The sequence below is a fragment of the Bacillus sp. SRL543 genome, from assembly GCF_984799205.1.
Window position 1 is genome coordinate 3,260,841 of record NZ_OZ481794.1, and the last position, 16,210, is coordinate 3,277,050.

A 16,210-nucleotide genomic window follows, 5' to 3' on the forward strand; every position below is an offset into this window, starting at 1 on the left:
TATGATCGCTCACTTATTGATTAGCATTCCGGCAAGGAGTTCTTTCCAGCCAAGCCCTGACTGGCGGGAAGGCTCCTTTGCCTGTCCAAAATATTCTTCTAAATCCAGACCGCAAATATCACAACAGGAAACATTTTCAAGCTTTGTGCCTTCCTGAAAATACTCTATGATTTTTTCCCTCCGGCATGATTTTGAATGGATCCAGCGGCCCACTTCCGCAATCTGGCCGTTTTTGATTCTGATCCTTCTGCGGAGAAACTCATTGATCCTGCGCGGAAGATTGTCCGCTCCCTCATCCCCCAGCCTGTCAGAAAGCTCGGTCAGCACCCGCCACTGAATATCGGTCAGCCCTGCAGGCAGGCGGATTTCTTTTTCATTCATTGCAAGCTCTGCGGCGCCAAGCCCCTGCCCTTTGAGCAAAGAAAACACATAATCAACCTGGTGTTCGGAAGGAAGCTCAGCTTCCGCAAGCTGAAGAGGCAGCTGCTCATCACCCGGTGCCCAAAGAAGGACGGCTGCACTGGCCTTGCCATCCCTCCCGGCCCGGCCGATCTCCTGCAGATAAGACTCCAGCTGGAGAGGCATATGGAAGTGGACGACAAAGCGGATATCGCTTTTGTTGATCCCCATGCCAAAAGCACTTGTGGCGCAAACGATGTCAATCTGGCCATTTACAAATTGCTGCTGTATCAGGATACGGTTTTCCTGATCCATTCCGCCATGGTAGGCCATCACCTTTTTGGAGCTTTTCTCTTTCAGAGAGAGCGCTGCCTGCTCGGCCATTTTCTTGCTGGAAAAATAAATGATCCCTGGTCCGCTGAATAACTGAACAAGTTCTGTAAGCCTTGATGCCTTAGCCTGGTAGCCGCTGTGCTTCTCGACTGTAAGGCTGATATTCGGCCTGTCCACAGAAGAAATGACCTGCTCACAGCTTTCCACTTCAAGACGGGCAATGATATCCTTGACTGTCTCGGGTGTTGCGGTAGCTGTCAGTGCCAGCGTGAGCGGTCTGCCAAGCTGTTTTCTAATATCGCCAAGGCGAAGATAATCCGGTCTGAAGTCATACCCCCACTGTGAAATGCAATGGGCTTCATCCACCACAAATAAAGCGATCTTCAGTTTCCTGAGCATCTTTAAAACAAAGTCTGTATTGAGCATCTCAGGGGAAATAAAAATAAACTTGAACTTCTGCAGGCTGTCAAAGGCCCAGCGTTTTTCTTCATAGGTCAGGAATGAATTGAGTGCAACGACCCTTTTTTCACCGTTCATCTTCATCTGCTCTACCTGGTCCTGCATCAAGGAAAGGAGCGGTGATACAATGAGAACGGTGCCCTCAAGCAAATAGCCCGGCAGCTGGTAGCAGATGGATTTCCCTGTACCGGTCGGAAGCATCGCCAGTGTATGCCGTCCATCCAGGATGGAGGAAATGGCCTCCCTTTGCCCTTTTCTAAAGGAGGAGAAGCCGAAATATCTATTGAGCTCTTCTTCAAGCTTCTGTACCATCGCCATACTTGGCAATCACCAGCCTTATTTCAAAATACTCCGCACCGCCTGCAAGCCGCCTGATAGCTTTGAGCTGCCGTGATTCGGCATTCATGGCTGCCTTCCTGATAAGTTCCTGCTTTTCCCTCTGTACATAAGGGTCAATGCTGAACCCCTCTACATTCAGCGCCAGCTCTACAATATGGTCTTCTATTGTGCTTCTTTTAAGTCCCCTTGCCTGGATGATCTTCTCCAAGCCGGCACCCTGCTTCAGCATCATATACGTCTTCTGCGCGGACTGCGTCAGCGGAATGGATGACTCTTCGCCGGTAAATAATAACCGGAGGACAGGAAAGCTGCTGCGATCTTCCATGATATGAACTATCAGATAGTGCAGGATAGACAGGAAGCAGAACCTATAATAGTCGCAGTCCAAATTCAAAGCCTCGGCTGCCTGTTCAGATGTCAGGCCGATATGGCCGGCACCTGTAAGTCTGAGGACAAGGATGGCCGGGTCGGCCCCTCTGTAAGATTCCAGTGCGGATTCCAGCTCACTGTACAGTCCGGCAGCGAGGTCCTGTTTATCCAACTTTGCTTCGCGCAGGGCTTTTTTCAGCCAAATATGGGCGGCCCTTCTTCTTTGTATCGGAATATAATGTGAATTATTATGGTTTAACTGGGAAACCACCTGGACCAGCAGCGACAGCCTTTCCCAAAAAAGAGCAGCCTTGTCATGAAGCTTCCATCCATTCAAGTATGACGGAACAGGGGTCTTCTGCAGCTGCGCACCAAGGGCTGACGCTCCCTCGTCCGTGACCATGTAATGAAGCTGTTCCTTCTGCTGGATCAAGCCTTGCTTTTCCAGATGCTTTATCTGCTCATCAAGGTCCGCCCTCCCCAATAAAGGGCAGGTCTGGAATAAAGCGCCCAGATTGAACAGGTGGGCATCCTGGATTGTCTGCGATGACTTCTTTCCATTCAGCAGATGATAGATCGAGTAGATGGTCCTCTCGCCGTTCAGCTTGTCCAGACAATATAAAATAATCATTTGCAGATAATTAATAGGCATAAAATTCACCTTGCTTGTATATTTTTAGCCTTTTTGCTAATATAACACTTTAATGCGGCAATATATATTACATTTTTAAGCAGCCTGTTCCTTTATATTATTTTAACATGTTTATAAAAAACCCGGCTGTTTTAAAACATGCAAACAGGGTATAAAATGTTGCAAACCCTTATGTGATAAGCATTCTCAATACATTTTCTATTGAAAAGTAAAGAAAGCACACTTACAATAGGTGTATGAGGAAAGAGTTTCCGCCCGCCAGAACGCGGAAACCGTGACAATATCGGTTAATTGATTGGGAGGTTTTTACATGGCAAAGTATACAATTGTTGACAAAGAAACATGTATTGCATGCGGCGCATGCGGAGCTGCAGCTCCAGATATTTATGACTATGATGATGAAGGCATTGCATTCGTTACACTCGATGAAAACGAAGGCATCGTTGAGATTCCTGATGTTTTAATAGACGATATGATGGATGCGTTTGAAGGCTGCCCGACTGATTCCATCAAAGTTGCGGATGAGCCGTTTGAAGGCGACGCCCTTAAATTTGAATAGCAGACACTAAGAAACAGCCTCCCTTCCGAGGCTGTTTTTCTTATGTTGATCTTATGGTAAATTCTCTCTCGCTGAGCAGACGCCCCTGCATAAGGATGGGGTGGGGTCCTGCAGACCTGCCGCAGGGCCCCACCCCTTCACTGTCTGTATTCCTCAGGATTCAGGCGCTTTTCACTTTTCCTGACAATAAATTTTCACATAAAAAAAACTGCAGTGCAGGCTGCAGTTTTTTTATTTATGCAGCACTGCGGTATGCAGACTGCTTGTTGATCCACGGATTCATTTTGGCGAATAGAAGCATGAAAATCCCGGTGATGATCAGGCCTTTTACGATGTTGAACGGCAGAATGGCTGTTACGACCATTGTGCGCGTTTCTGGTGCTGACATGGCAGGCATGTTCAGGAACAGCGTATAAGCAGGCAGGATGATGTAATAATTCAGGATGCTCATCAGCACTGCCATGATGAAGGTTGAAATGACCAGGGCCGCTGTCATGCCTTTATTCGACCTCAGTTTATTGTAAATATAATAGGTTGGAAGCACGAAGAGGATTCCGGCAGCAAAGTTTGCCAGATGCCCTACCGGTACGCCGGTGGCGCTTCCTGTCATAAAATAATCAAGTACATTTTTGAATAATTCCACAAGTATCCCTGCAGCCGGACCAAAGATCAACGCAGCAATCAATGCAGGTATGTCGCTGAAGTCAATCATTAAGAATTTCGGAAACGGCGGTATTGGGAAATTCAGCAGCATTAAGACGTATGAGATGCTGCTCAGCATTGCAATTGATACCAAAGCTTTAATAGAAAATTTCTTCATGTTGTTCCTCTCTCCTTTTTAGGATCCATCTCACCTAAAGAAGAAAGGTTCGGCAAAAAAAAGCTTGTGCCATTGAATTAAAAATCCCCCAAGCAAAAAGCTTGAGGGAGAATTTACAAAGGCAGGCTTAATAAACGTTCAAAACCTGCATCTTTTGAACGTTTGCAGAACCTCCATCTTCTCCCATCCAGACTGTACTGTCGGCTTTGGAATCTCACCAAATCCTGCCCAATAAAACAGGCTCGCGGGCTTAGAGCTGACTTGCCTCATCACCGCCGGTCGGGAATTTCACCCTGCCCCGAAGATAGACCGTATTAAATTATTTTAGAACCCACTTGGAATTCTGAATTCATTATACTGAAAAAAAACCTCTTTGTGAAGAAAATTGCTCTAACTTTCTGCCGAAGCCACCTAAGTTCCTAATCAGCCCGGCAGCACATAAACCGTCCGGATAGGCATGGAGTTTGATGGATTTGCACAAAACTATTTCTTTTCGAGAGCCCGGATAAACTCCCGCATATAATCAGGAAGGTCTGGCGGCCTCCTGCTCGATACGATATGCCCGTCAGTTACAGCAGGCTCATCAACCCAGATTGCTCCCGCGTTCTCCATATCATCCTTTATTCCCGGGGTGCTGGTGACTGTGCGGCCTTCCAGGATCTTTGCGGATATGAGCACCCAGCCTGCATGGCATATCTGCCCGATCGGTTTCTTTGCTTCATCCATTTTCCTGATTAGTGAAATAACTTCCGGGAACCTCCGGATTTTATCTGGCGCCCATCCGCCCGGCACCAGGATGGCATCATAGCTGTCAGCGGAAATTTCTGAGTAGGCGTAATCTGATGCTGCCTGGACACCATATTTCCCCAGATATATTTCATTCGCTGTTTCACCTGCCAGTTCTACAACTGCACCTTCTTCCCTGAGCCGCAGAATGGGATACCAAAGCTCCAGGTCTTCAAACTCATGGTGTACAAGGCTGATTATTTTTTTGCCTTCCAGTCTCATAAAATCAACACTCCTTTTTCTTGGCTACAGCCATTCTACCCCTTATCTGCCTGCATGTCTCCCCTCCAGCCCTGATGCTGCCGGCAGATTTATGGGGTTCCTGGCTTCTTTTGCCGAATCCCAACTTGTTTTGTCACGGCGGGAGGAATGTCTGCTTTTTTGCAGTATTTGTAAGAAAAAGGAGTGATGAAAATGAATACGAATAAAGCGGCCAGCTCTTTGGGAGTATCGCCGAGCACGATCCAGCGCTGGGTTAAGCAGTTCGGACTCGAAGTCGGAAGGAATGAACTTGGCCACTACCACTTTGGGGATGATCAATTAGAGATCCTGAGAGATATACAATCTCAGATCCAGAACGGTGCCCTTGTCCAGGAAGTGAAGCTTTCGGTCCAAAAAAACCCGGAAATGACACACCAAACCGAGGATTACACTTCTCAAATTACGGAATTGGCCGAAAAGGTCAGCATCCTCGACAACCGGCTTGACTCTAAAGCAGATGACGTTGTTTCCTATCAGCTGCTGCAGCACCGCCGCGAGATTGAGGACCTGAAAACCCAGCTTCTGCAGATGGCTGAGAAGATAGAGCGCCTCGAAGCATCACAAAAAGCCGCTGCGGCTGATCAGCCTCCCGTTTTTGACCACCCTTCGATCAAAAGAAGCTGGAAGAAAAAGAACATTATCAGTCTGCTATTCGGTTTTTGAGCACGCCAGGCGGGCGGTGCTTTTTTTATTGTCTGGAAAAAGAACTTATCTCATTCAGCGGGCTCCCAGATATGTCACTCAGCTGCAAAGATGCAGCAGGCATGGCGCTCTTAGTCCGCGTTCCTCTGCCCAGCAAAGCTTTTCCGCATTTCAATATGTTCAGCTCCGGCGGCTGGGCCAGCTCCGCATTTCTTTTTTAAAAAAATCTTTTTATTTCTCCTGACCTGTGGTAATATTGTAAAAAAATATTGGGCATTGAAAAGGTATAGTAATGTATTTCTCCCTGTTTTAGAGAGCCGGTGGCAGGTGAAAACCGGTACAAAGAAATGGCATGAAGTTCCCCTTGGAGCATTTTCCGTGAACTCTTGGATAAGAAAGCGGAAAACGGTAGTGTATACCGTTATCAAACAAAGTGGTGAAGATGTTTTCACAAAAATGGGTGGTACCGCGATATAATCGTCCCTGCTGTTAAGCAGGGGCGTTTTTTATTTTCTGTGCCTGGTGTTTTCTTCACAATGAGGGTGGTACCGCGAATTTTTTTCGTCCCTGCATGAATTCATGCAGGGATTTTTATTTGTTTCAGTGCCCGCTGAATTAATGTCTTTAGGAGAGTGATATTATGGAAAAACAAAAATGGGGGACAAAAATCGGGTTCATCCTGTCTGCTGCCGGCTCCGCGATCGGCCTCGGCGCTATCTGGAAATTCCCGTATATGACAGGTATAGGCGGAGGCGGCGCATTTTTCCTTGTTTTTATTCTGTTCACTTTATTCATTGGCCTGCCCATCCTGCTTGCCGAATTTGTCATTGGCAGAAGCACCCAAAAGGAGGCCGTTGCTGCCTATAAAACGATTGCTCCAGGTTCGCTGTGGCCATGGGTCGGCAGAATGGGCGTTGCCGCCTGCTTCCTCCTCTTATCTTTTTATAGTGTCATAGGCGGGTGGATCCTTATTTATCTGTGGTATGCCCTTTCCGGAAAATTGTGGTCCGAGGGGCTGAATTTTGAAGCTGTCTTTGGCGAAGCCATTTCCGACCCGCTGCTTGCTGCAGGTGCCCAGCTGATTTTCATCCTGCTTTCGGTCCTGATTGTCAGCAGGGGGGTGCAGGGCGGCCTTGAAAAGGTGAACAAATATTTTATGCCGGCATTATTCATCATGTTCGTGGCACTGATTGCAAGGTCATTGAGCTTTGATAATGCCATTGAAGGGGTCAAGTTCTTCTTGCAGCCAGACTTTGGCAAGATGACGCCTGATGTGTTTCTATATGCCTTGGGGCAGTCCTTTTTCTCACTGTCTGTAGGCGTGTCCGTAATGGTGACATACAGTTCCTATTTATCCAAGAAGGAAAATATCACGAAAGCCGCTTTCTCCATCACAGGGCTGACTCTGCTTATTGCGCTTCTCGCAGGACTGGCGATTTTCCCTGCCATTTTCTCTTTCGGCATGGAGCCAGCAGAAGGGCCGGGCCTTCTGTTCATTGTACTTCCGGCCATATTCAGCAAAATCGCGTTCGGAGAGCTCTTTTTCATTCTCTTCCTGCTGCTGTTCTTTTTTGCTGCTCTGACTTCAGCTATTTCCATGCTGGAAATCAATGTGGCAGCTGCGGGCAAAAAGGCAGGCAGAACAAAGGCAAGCTTCCTGTTCGGACTGCTTATTTTTGCAGCCGGCATCCCTTCCGCCCTGTCTTTTGGCGAATGGAGCGACATCCTGATCTTCGGCAAAACGTTCTTTGATTCAGCCGACTATCTTGTCTCTAACATCCTCCTGCCTCTAGGTGCCTTATTCATTACCATTTTTGTTCCCTGGCGGATGGACAGGAAGACACTGGTCAATGAACTGAATGCCGGATCCGGCATGGCCCGGCGGCTGTTCGCCTTCTGGCTGCTTCTGCTGAAATATGCAGTTCCTGCAGCCATTATCATTGTTTTCCTGAACGGAACAGGTTTGATAAAATTTTAGGCTTGATGCCAGGGGATTTCCCTGGCATTTTCTTATGCTATTCAAAAAGCATGCCTCAAACCAGAAAATTTCTTTTAAATTAAAGCGTTTACATCTAAACAAGAACGTTTGGCAACATTGACAGAAAATTGTTCGTCTTGTAAAATTATCAGAAAATTATTATAAAGCAGGTGGATTGGTTATGTTTCAAATTCTTGTCGCAGATTCAATCAGCGGAGCAGGATTGCTTCCTCTCACAGAGATGGAAAACGCCCGGCTGATACAAAAAAAGACAGATGACCCTGAAGCAGATCTGGAAAATATAGATGCCCTTTTGGTCAGGAGCGCAACAACAGTGGACAGCGAGCTGCTTGATAAAATGCCAAGGCTCCAAATTATTGCAAGGGCCGGTGTGGGGGTCGACAACATTGATGTCGCTGCGGCTACTAAAAGAGGGATAGTGGTGGTCAATGCGCCTGATGGCAACACCATTTCTACTGCAGAGCATACCTTTGCCATGATGGCTTCATTGATGAGAAATATCCCCCAGGCCCACCGGACCGTCAAAAACATGGAATGGAACAGAAATGCCTTCATCGGTAATGAACTTTTCGGAAAGACGCTTGGCATTGTCGGCATGGGCAGGATTGGTTCTGAGCTGGCGAAGCGCGCCAAGGCCTTTGGGATGTCCATTTCTGTTTATGATCCTTTCCTGACGAAAGAACGGGCAGCCAAGCTTGCCGTTGAAAGCCTCCCCCTTGAGGAAGTGCTGAAAAAAGCGGATATCATCACTGTCCATACTCCACTTACCCCTCAGACAAAAGGCCTGATTGACGCTAAAAAGATAGAATTGACTAAAAGAGGCGTGTATTTCCTTAATTGCGCCCGCGGCGGGATCATCAATGAAAATGATCTTGCAGAATATATCCGGAACGGGCATATTGCAGGTGCGGCCCTTGATGTTTTCGAGGAGGAACCTCCTTTTGATAATCCGCTCCTGGAGTTTGACAATGTAATTGTAACCCCTCATCTCGGCGCATCAACAAGAGAAGCACAGCTGAATGTCGCTACCCAGGTAGCAGAGGAAGTCAGGCTTTTTTTAGAAGATAAGCCTGTTTCGAATTCTATCAATCTGCCGGCGATGTCGAAGGAAATCTATGAAAAAATACAGCCTTTCCACCAGCTGTCCAAGCAAATCGGCCTTATCCTTTCACAGTGCCTGACCGAAGGGATCCAGGAAATTTCCATCACCTATTCGGGGACTGTCACAGAGCTGGAAACCTCTTATCTGACAAAAGCGTTATTATCCGGTTTTTTCAAGAACCGCATTGATATTCATGTGAATGAAGTGAATGCCCTTTTAACTGCCAAAGAACGCGGTATAACAATCGGCGAAAAGATATCAGGGTCAGGCTTCGGCTATGCAAACTGCATTTCCGTTGCAGCCAGGAACGATAAAAGCGAATTTATTGTCAGGGGGACATTCATTGAAAATTACGGGCCGCGGATCATATTCCTGAATGGGTTCAATATTGATTTCCTTCCCGAGGGAGAACTTCTTTATATCCAGCATATGGACCGTCCAGGGGTAATCGGGCGGGTAGGAAAGGTGCTGGGCGACCATTCCATCAATATTGCCGCCATGCAGGTAGGGCGGAAAGAGGCTGGCGGTGAAGCCATCATGGTTTTATCATTTGATAAACCGCTTGGCGAAAGCTCTTTCAGATTGCTTGAAGGCCAGGATGATATTGTTTCCATCAGGAATATATCTCTATAGCAGCACAAACAGAAGAAGATGGCGGATGCCGCCATCTTCTTCTGTTTCTTATTCAGCCGATCGGATGCTCCACCCTTTCTCCCTTGGAAAAGGTCATGATTTTCTCATATCCTGCTTCTTTTGCCAGCAGGAGCGCCTGATCGAAATCAGCGCCAACATCCTTAGGAAAGTGGGCATCGGAAGACAAGACTATCGGTATGTTTTTTTCATAGCATTTCTTTAAGAGCCTGGGGTCCGGGTAGAGCTCCCCTACTGGCTTCCTCAAGCCGGCTGTACTTATTTCCACACAGGTTTTTGATTCAGCTAGTGCATTTGCTGCCCTCTCATACTGCTCCAGCAGGAATTCTTCATCCTGCGGAACATATTTAAAAATTTTCACTAAATCGATGTGGCCGATGATATCGAAGAGATTGGACTGGGCAAGGGTGACGACCTGGTCAAAGTAGGCTCTGTACACTTCATACAGATCCCTTTTGTCCCATTCATGCTTATATTCAGAAAGATCGATCCCGAAGTCCCCGATCCAATGGATAGAACCAATTATGTAATCAAAGTCATAGCCCGTGATAAAGCGGCGCATTTCATCATGCTTTCCTGGGGTATAGTCCATTTCCATCGACATTTTCACATCTATGCCGCTGTTCCATGCCTGCCTGAAAAGCGCTGTATAATCATTCATGTCATAATAGCGCCTTTCATCTACCCAAGGGTTCCTCAGTATATCCGCTGTCTGATAAAAATGGTATGCATGTTCGGATATACCGAAGTGGGCAATTCCTTTTTCTTCTGCTCTGTCTGTAAATTGCTTTAAATATTCAAGTGTCAGTGTCCCTTTTTCCAGATGGTTATGGTAATCGGTAAGCAAAGCATCCCCTCCCCAATTTTATTCATTATACTTCGGGAGAGGATAGGCATCAACAAATTCTGTGAATTATCTGGCAGAAAGAATTTCCCCGGGATGAATGATGTCATCTTCCAGCCTGTTTGCTTTTTTAAGCTGCACTACTGTCGTGCCCATTATGGCTGCTATGGAATACAGCGTATCTCCGGTTTTCACTTCATAAACTGGCTCTGCTGCTTCTTTGACCTTCTTGCGGCTCAGGGATGCAATCATCAGCTGCCGCAGCCTGACCCTTTGTTCACGGGCCTCGGCAGCGGGCACTGCCAGGGGCTTTAGATCGGCAATTGCCGTCTTTTCATTGGAAGTTATGCCGCTTTGTACTTTGCTCCCGGCACTTTCTGCTTTTCTGTCTGAAGCGGTGTAGGATTGTCCATTATCATCTGCAAGCAGGAGGCTGGCCATTTCTATGCTACTGTAATCTTCTGCCGGTTTTACTGAACTGATGGCTGACCCGATTTCTGTTTCGCCCAGTGCCAGAAATGGATCGACAGCGTTTTGCTTATCGTATGTCCATTCTGACATATGTATTTCAAAATGAAGGTGGACACCCGAGGAATCCCCTGTATTGCCCATAGTGCCGATTGTCTGGCCCTGCAGCACCTTTTCCCCTTCTGCTGCCTTTCTCTCCTGAAGATGGGCATAGACCGTCTCTGTGCCATTAGGATGCTTAATAAATATTACGTTCCCATAGGAACCAGAATAATACGATCTGGTGATGCTGCCATCCTCAACTGCATAAACCGGAGTACCGGGATCTGAGGCGATGTCAATTCCTTTGTGCGAGCCATTCCGGGTGCCAAAACAGTCAGACAGGACACCATCTGCCGGCCACTGCCAATCTGAGGCAAATACTTCATCATGCAGTTCTGATGCCTGCGGCTGCCTGCCGCCGATGAACAGCAGGCTAACGAATACCAGCACAAGCCACGCTATTAAAAATCTTCTTATATAATCTCTCATATTATCCTCCTTGCCGTTTCAGCTTTACTTTCCCACGGTATGACAGCATGTCCTCTAATAGAACCTCAAGGAACGAAATTCTCTGTTATCCGCCTCGATCAGCAGCGAAAGCACAACCATTATTATGCAATTCTGGCAGGCAATTTTATGCACGCATGGATGATTTGGTTATTTTAGGAAAGGGCTTTTGGACTTTTTGAAGCCCGCAGGTAGCCGCCATGCAGAGGCTGTCACAGCACACGTCGCTTTTAGCAGGCCGATTGCGCTTTTCTTGGCGCTGTGTCTGCGCAGCAAGATGTGCTCTTGCCTTTTTCAGAGAATTGGCTTGTGACCTGAGGGGGTTAGGCGCAGTTGATAGACAATAATCCATGTTAAGAAAATATACTCAAATAAAACAGGGATCAGCCTATGGACCGATCCCTGTTCCCCGTATTTAGTTTAAAATTATGGCAGCTGCCGCCCATTCGGCGCTGCCGGGACATTCAGTGCTTCCTGAAGCTGGAAGCTTCCTACTTCTTCAATCTCGGCATTATCCAGCTTTACTGTATTGTAATTGAATCCTTTGGCCATAAGAAGTATAGCTTCGATGGTATACGATGAAGCAGCGCTGTTCTCTAACTGAGCGCCTTCTTCCAGAGTCAGTGTAAGCTCACTGGATTCTCCTGCAGACTCTTCTCCCGCCTGTATATTCATATCGCTTGGAATGGAAGCTTCCAAGTCAGTGTATTCCTGATTCAGTTTCATCGCCTCAATCGCTTCCTGGATCGAACCGTAGCTCTCTTTTCCAGGTACAATGAATGGCTTAGATCCCCGATCTGTGTACAAAAAATAATAAGCATGATTTCCCTGGTCTTCTTCAACAGTGAGGCTGTCCGCAGCCCCGGTATTGCCGAACACTGCACCTGGCTTGCCTTCAGTTGTCAAAAGTACCGTCTTTGCATTGAGTGTATCCATATGATTAGTCAATAACGATTTAAACAGAACTTCCGCTGCAGACCCATAAAAGTCTGCATCTTCTTTAATATCTGCAGTCAATGTTTCAGTGCCGGGATCATAAGACAGCTCTGCCTGCGGAATCGGGTACGCTTCACCCAGGCCCCATTCCTCCTCTGTGAGCTTTTCCATTGTTTCTTTATATAAATCAAACTCTGTTTTGCCTTCTTCTGGAGCAGCAAGGACGCTTACAGGCACCAGTGTCTGGATGTTTGCATCCGGGATGGCATAAGTGAGGATAGCCTGCCCCTGTACATCCTCTTCATATAGAGCAGTCCTGTAGTCGCCTTCTTGTTCTGCAAAAGATGCGAGTCCCGCTTTTCCGTCACCCTGTAATTCCGTTTCAGAAGGCTCTGCCTCAGGGTCATTTTGCTCCCCGGCCTCCCCTTCGCTCGTGTCTTCACTCTTTTGGGCAGTCTCGTAGTTATCTTCTGTATTTTCGGAAGGACCTGCTCCTGAAGAAGTCTGATCCCTATTGCTTTCTATCGCCTTATCTGCCGATTCCTGGAACTGCTGCCCGGTCAGGCCCGGAATCAGGATAAATAGAAGAAGGACAGCCGCAGCAGCTGCCGCTGCAGGAATGACCCAGAATGTGTTTTTCCGCTTCCGCATCCGGCGGGATACATTCTGGTAGATATCCTTGGGATCCCGCTCATCCTGAATCTTTGGAAGCTGACGCAGCAGCCTCTCAAGCTGTTCATCGCTCCACTCTGATCTTTTCACCATCTCTTCCCTCCTTTATCAATCTGGTCTCCATATGGCCCTTCAGCACCTTCAGCGCCCTGTGCTGGGTCGTTTTGACTTTGCTCTCGGTCCAGCCGAGTGCTTCTGCCGTTTCCGATATGGACAACTCCTGGATATATCTCATAATGATTACCATCTTCTGGTCGACTGTGCACAGGTCAAGGCAGCGGTAGATCATCTGGATTTCTTCGCGCTGCATGGCGAGATCCTCGGGGATGGGGCTGTCGTCCCTGATCTGCTGTTCGGTCCAGTCGAATTTTTCCAGTATCCTCTGCTTCCAGCCTTTCTGCTTCCGGAAAGAATCGATTGCAACATTACGGGCGATAGAGAATAACCAGGTTTTCTCGCTGCTTTTACCTTCAAACCGGTCATAGGATTTAAGGACACGGATATATACTTCCTGCACCAGATCCTCGGCCAGCTCTTTGTTCTTCACCATATAAAATAGGAATTGAAAAACGTCCTGATGATAATTTGAATATAAGTCATCAAAAACGGAGTCCATCGGTCTTCCCTCCCCGTTCATAAATTAGTCGCAGTTTATGTATAAAAAGTTACATCTATAAATATAGTATTTCTCAGAAAAAAAAGGAAGGGACTTTGTGTGTATTCCCTTCCAGCTGCTTCCTCTTCGGATCCATACTGCTTTAAATGGCATAATGTTCCTTGTGAATCAAGAATAAACGGCATTTTCCTGTCTTTTATTCGATATTTCGAGGGATGACGAAGGAAAATGTCGTTCCCTGCTGCAGTTTGCTTTGTACAGAAATCTGCCCTTTGTGGGCATCAATGATGTTCTTCGCGATGGCAAGGCCGAGCCCAGTCCCGGACCGTCCGCGGGTCCTTGCTTTATCTGCCTTATAGAACCGTTCAAAAACGAATGGAAGGTCCTCCTCCGGAATGCCGGACCCGGAATCAGAAACCTCGACCATCAGCCCCTTCTCTTCAGACTTCACCGTTATTTTGACAGACCCGTCTTCAGGAGTGTGGCGGATGGCATTGTCAATCAGGTTGGTCAGGACCTGTTCAATTCTGTCAGGATCAAAGACAAACTCATCGTCTGTGATGCTGAATTCTCTTTCTAGCTTGATTTCCTTTTCTTTGGAAAGGCCCTGGAACTTCCTCGCAATCCTGCTGATATAAGGCTTAAGCTCGACTTCATCAAGGGTAAGCTGGATATGCCCTGCCTCCATCCTTGCCAGATCAAGCAATTCATTGACCAGCCTGCCCATCCTTAAGGACTCATCATAAATGACGCTGGCCATTTCCTTTTTCTCTTCATCTGTCCCTGCAATATCATCCACAATCGCTTCACTGTAGCCCTGCATCATGGCGATCGGGGTCCTGAGCTCATGAGAGACATTGGCAATGAAGTCCTTCCTGAGCTTATCCAGCTGCCTTTCTTCTGTCATATCCCGCAAAACGGCAACCGCACCGCGGATGAAAGTATTATTATACAGCGGGCTGACGATGATGACCCAGATTCTTCCCTGGATCGGCATTTCGCCCAGCTGCTCTTTTCCCGTATCGACAGCACGCTGAAACAGCTTCATTACTTCGAAAGGAACCGCTTCAATATTGGCAATTGCTTCTCCCTGCTCATAATACCAGTTTTGGATGAAGCGCTCTGCCGGAGGGTTGGTGACAAGGATGGTCCCGTCACGGCTGAAGGTAATAACACCGTCTGCCATTCCGCTCAGGATGCTTGCGAGCTGCTCTTTTTCCTGGCTGAGTGCATTAATATTGAATTTCAGCTGCCTGCCCATCTGATTAAAAGCAGTTGCCAGCTCTCCGATTTCGTCATGTGTGAGAATCGGGACCTTCGTATCAAACTTGCCTTTTGCCACTTCAAAAGCCGCCTCCCTCATTTTCCGGAGAGGAGCGGTGATTCTTGTAGAAAGAAAGAATGCAAAAATGGTGGTAAGGATAATGGCAATTCCGGCGGCAAGGATAATGAACTTTGTCGTCGACCTAGTCGTTTTCTGCATCTCCTCAAGAGATTGGTATATGAATACTGCCCCGGTGTCTCCTCCGTCAATATACGGAACCCCGATGATCAGAATCCGGGAATCCTCATCCGTTCCGCCGCTGGCCGGGTATGGATACACCTTTTTGACTGACTGGCCGGAAAAAGCCTTTGCCAGCCCTTTATCTTCGAGGAAAAATTCGCGGGGAAGCTCGATCGGCTTCCCTGTGTCAGGAGAATGATAATATTCTTCTTCATTCTTGATGATAGCAATATTGGTCACATCATCAACCAGCTCCCAGGAAATCTCCAGGCCCACATCAAGATCATGCTCCTTAAGAATCACGGAGATCTTATTGGCAGTGTTGGTCAGCCCCTTTTCGATCTCATTGATCTGGTTGTTCTCGAAAAACTCAAGAAGCAGCACCGTGAGGGTAAAAAGGACAAAGGCTACAAGGAAGATGATGGTGATCCAAAGCTTGCCTACTACACTGCGCCAAAACATCATTCATTAACAACCTCGAATTTGTAGCCTACGCCCCAGACTGTTACAATCATCCGCGCTGCCTGCTCAGATACCTTATTCAGCTTTTCCCTCAGCCTTTTTACATGGGTATCCACTGTCCTTAAATCTCCGAAAAATTCATACTGCCATACTTCCTTAAGCAGCTGCTCGCGTTCGAAAACCTTGTCAGGCGATTTAGCAAGGAAATACAGCAGTTCATATTCCTTCGGTGTCAGGCTGACCTCTTTTCCATCCGCAATCACCCTATGGGCATCATTATCAATGGTTACATGACGGAATACGATTACATCTTTGGCAGCCGTTTCAGTCTGCAGGTAGCTCGTCGTGCTGGACCGGCGCAAAAGTGCCTTCACCCGTAGGACAACCTCACGCGGACTGAACGGCTTGACGATATAGTCATCCGTCCCTGCTTCAAAGCCCTGGACCCGGTTCACTTCCTCGCCCTTCGCAGTCAGCATGATGACAGGCGTCGCCTTTCTTTCCCGGAGCTCCCGGCATACTTCAATCCCATCCTTGCCCGGCATCATCAAATCCAGCAGGATGACATCATAGTCGGTTTCAAAAGCCTTTTCCAAAGCCTCGCTGCCGTCACCAGCTTCTTCAATTACATAGTTCTCCCTCTCCAGGTACATCTTTAAAAGCCGCCTGATTCTTACCTCATCGTCCACTACCAGGATTTTGGTTTCTCTTTCCATATAGAATCCTCCTTTAATAGATCAGCTGCGAGGGGTACCCTGGGCAGCCGGAATGCCGCAAATGTCTATATT

14 protein-coding genes, 1 riboswitch and 1 other annotated feature are annotated in these 16,210 nt (G+C 47.3%); of the genes, 4 read left to right on the forward strand and 10 right to left on the reverse strand.

Translation table 11 applies throughout. From position 1 onward, the window contains the following. Window positions 1-9: 9 nt before the first annotated feature. Window positions 10-1,503: a RecQ family ATP-dependent DNA helicase gene (locus tag AC4E8B_RS16715; RefSeq protein ID WP_490219739.1), complete on the reverse strand. Its 1,494-nt coding sequence runs from the start codon at window positions 1,501-1,503 to the stop codon at window positions 10-12. Next, window positions 1,487-2,551 (reverse strand): YpbB family protein, encoded by a 1,065-nt coding sequence (locus AC4E8B_RS16720; RefSeq protein ID WP_490214467.1) that lies wholly within the window; start codon window positions 2,549-2,551, stop codon window positions 1,487-1,489. The genes AC4E8B_RS16715 and AC4E8B_RS16720 overlap by 17 nt, the downstream gene beginning before the upstream one ends. Window positions 2,552-2,861: 310 nt before the next feature. Between AC4E8B_RS16720 and AC4E8B_RS16725 the strand changes: the two genes are divergently transcribed. After that, window positions 2,862-3,110, forward strand: a complete 249-nt coding sequence (locus AC4E8B_RS16725) for a ferredoxin (RefSeq protein WP_009794805.1) — start codon at window positions 2,862-2,864, stop codon at window positions 3,108-3,110. 235 nt (window positions 3,111-3,345) lie between these two features. On the opposite strand, the gene AC4E8B_RS16730 is transcribed toward AC4E8B_RS16725, so the two are convergent. Then, complete coding sequence (locus AC4E8B_RS16730) at window positions 3,346-3,930, reverse strand: ECF transporter S component (protein WP_490214468.1); 585 nt, start codon at window positions 3,928-3,930, stop codon at window positions 3,346-3,348. A gap of 171 nt (window positions 3,931-4,101) precedes the next feature. Further along, window positions 4,102-4,240, reverse strand: a riboswitch (FMN riboswitch). 173 nt (window positions 4,241-4,413) lie between these two features. Then, window positions 4,414-4,938, reverse strand: a complete 525-nt coding sequence (locus AC4E8B_RS16735; protein ID WP_490214469.1) for a type 1 glutamine amidotransferase domain-containing protein — start codon at window positions 4,936-4,938, stop codon at window positions 4,414-4,416. 192 nt (window positions 4,939-5,130) lie between these two features. On the opposite strand from AC4E8B_RS16735, the gene AC4E8B_RS16740 reads away from it, so the two are divergent. The 3 genes from AC4E8B_RS16740 to serA all read left to right on the forward strand — a co-directional run bounded on the left by AC4E8B_RS16740 (window position 5,131) and on the right by serA (window position 9,353). After that, entirely contained in the window at window positions 5,131-5,640 is a 510-nt protein-coding gene (locus AC4E8B_RS16740; protein WP_490214470.1) for a MerR family transcriptional regulator, read from the forward strand. A gap of 246 nt (window positions 5,641-5,886) precedes the next feature. Continuing rightward, window positions 5,887-6,107: a binding site (T-box leader), on the forward strand. Window positions 6,108-6,259: 152 nt separating this feature from the next. Beyond that, window positions 6,260-7,597, forward strand: coding sequence for a sodium-dependent transporter (locus AC4E8B_RS16745; protein WP_490214471.1), 1,338 nt, complete (start codon window positions 6,260-6,262; stop codon window positions 7,595-7,597). A gap of 181 nt (window positions 7,598-7,778) precedes the next feature. After that, entirely contained in the window at window positions 7,779-9,353 is a 1,575-nt protein-coding gene (gene serA / locus AC4E8B_RS16750; RefSeq protein ID WP_490214472.1) for a phosphoglycerate dehydrogenase, read from the forward strand. Between the two features lie 52 nt (window positions 9,354-9,405). Here the strand turns inward: serA and AC4E8B_RS16755 are convergent, their stop codons facing one another. The 6 genes from AC4E8B_RS16755 to AC4E8B_RS16780 form a co-directional block, all read right to left on the reverse strand. After that, a complete protein-coding gene (locus tag AC4E8B_RS16755) occupies window positions 9,406-10,218 on the reverse strand; it encodes a histidinol-phosphatase (protein ID WP_490214473.1) in 813 nt (270 codons plus the stop codon). A 66-nt stretch (window positions 10,219-10,284) separates the two neighbouring features. Beyond that, window positions 10,285-11,214, reverse strand: coding sequence for a peptidoglycan DD-metalloendopeptidase family protein (locus AC4E8B_RS16760; RefSeq protein WP_490214474.1), 930 nt, complete (start codon window positions 11,212-11,214; stop codon window positions 10,285-10,287). Window positions 11,215-11,658: 444 nt separating this feature from the next. Continuing rightward, complete coding sequence (locus tag AC4E8B_RS16765; protein WP_490214475.1) at window positions 11,659-12,933, reverse strand: hypothetical protein; 1,275 nt, start codon at window positions 12,931-12,933, stop codon at window positions 11,659-11,661. After that, window positions 12,905-13,456: an RNA polymerase sigma factor SigX gene (sigX, locus tag AC4E8B_RS16770; RefSeq protein WP_490214476.1), complete on the reverse strand. Its 552-nt coding sequence runs from the start codon at window positions 13,454-13,456 to the stop codon at window positions 12,905-12,907. The genes AC4E8B_RS16765 and sigX overlap by 29 nt, the downstream gene beginning before the upstream one ends. A 196-nt stretch (window positions 13,457-13,652) precedes the next feature. Continuing rightward, complete coding sequence (locus tag AC4E8B_RS16775) at window positions 13,653-15,425, reverse strand: ATP-binding protein (RefSeq protein WP_490214477.1); 1,773 nt, start codon at window positions 15,423-15,425, stop codon at window positions 13,653-13,655. Further along, window positions 15,422-16,138, reverse strand: a complete 717-nt coding sequence (locus AC4E8B_RS16780; RefSeq protein ID WP_490214478.1) for a response regulator transcription factor — start codon at window positions 16,136-16,138, stop codon at window positions 15,422-15,424. Before AC4E8B_RS16780 ends, AC4E8B_RS16775 begins: the two co-directional genes overlap by 4 nt. Between the last annotated feature and the right edge of the window lie 72 nt (window positions 16,139-16,210).

What these genes read in the sequence shown, in the direction of transcription:
- AC4E8B_RS16715 (WP_490219739.1), bottom strand. Translation starts at nt 1,503, where the DNA reads ATGGTACAGAAGCTTGAAGAAGAGCTCAATAGATATTTCGGCTTCTCC.
- AC4E8B_RS16720 (WP_490214467.1), bottom strand. Translation starts at nt 2,551, where the DNA reads ATGCCTATTAATTATCTGCAAATGATTATTTTATATTGTCTGGACAAG.
- AC4E8B_RS16725 (WP_009794805.1), top strand. Translation starts at nt 2,862, where the DNA reads ATGGCAAAGTATACAATTGTTGACAAAGAAACATGTATTGCATGCGGC.
- AC4E8B_RS16730 (WP_490214468.1), bottom strand. Translation starts at nt 3,930, where the DNA reads ATGAAGAAATTTTCTATTAAAGCTTTGGTATCAATTGCAATGCTGAGC.
- AC4E8B_RS16735 (WP_490214469.1), bottom strand. Translation starts at nt 4,938, where the DNA reads ATGAGACTGGAAGGCAAAAAAATAATCAGCCTTGTACACCATGAGTTT.
- AC4E8B_RS16740 (WP_490214470.1), top strand. Translation starts at nt 5,131, where the DNA reads ATGAATACGAATAAAGCGGCCAGCTCTTTGGGAGTATCGCCGAGCACG.
- AC4E8B_RS16745 (WP_490214471.1), top strand. Translation starts at nt 6,260, where the DNA reads ATGGAAAAACAAAAATGGGGGACAAAAATCGGGTTCATCCTGTCTGCT.
- serA (WP_490214472.1), top strand. Translation starts at nt 7,779, where the DNA reads ATGTTTCAAATTCTTGTCGCAGATTCAATCAGCGGAGCAGGATTGCTT.
- AC4E8B_RS16760 (WP_490214474.1), bottom strand. Translation starts at nt 11,214, where the DNA reads ATGAGAGATTATATAAGAAGATTTTTAATAGCGTGGCTTGTGCTGGTA.
- AC4E8B_RS16765 (WP_490214475.1), bottom strand. Translation starts at nt 12,933, where the DNA reads ATGGTGAAAAGATCAGAGTGGAGCGATGAACAGCTTGAGAGGCTGCTG.
- sigX (WP_490214476.1), bottom strand. Translation starts at nt 13,456, where the DNA reads ATGGACTCCGTTTTTGATGACTTATATTCAAATTATCATCAGGACGTT.
- AC4E8B_RS16775 (WP_490214477.1), bottom strand. Translation starts at nt 15,425, where the DNA reads ATGATGTTTTGGCGCAGTGTAGTAGGCAAGCTTTGGATCACCATCATC.
- AC4E8B_RS16780 (WP_490214478.1), bottom strand. Translation starts at nt 16,138, where the DNA reads ATGGAAAGAGAAACCAAAATCCTGGTAGTGGACGATGAGGTAAGAATC.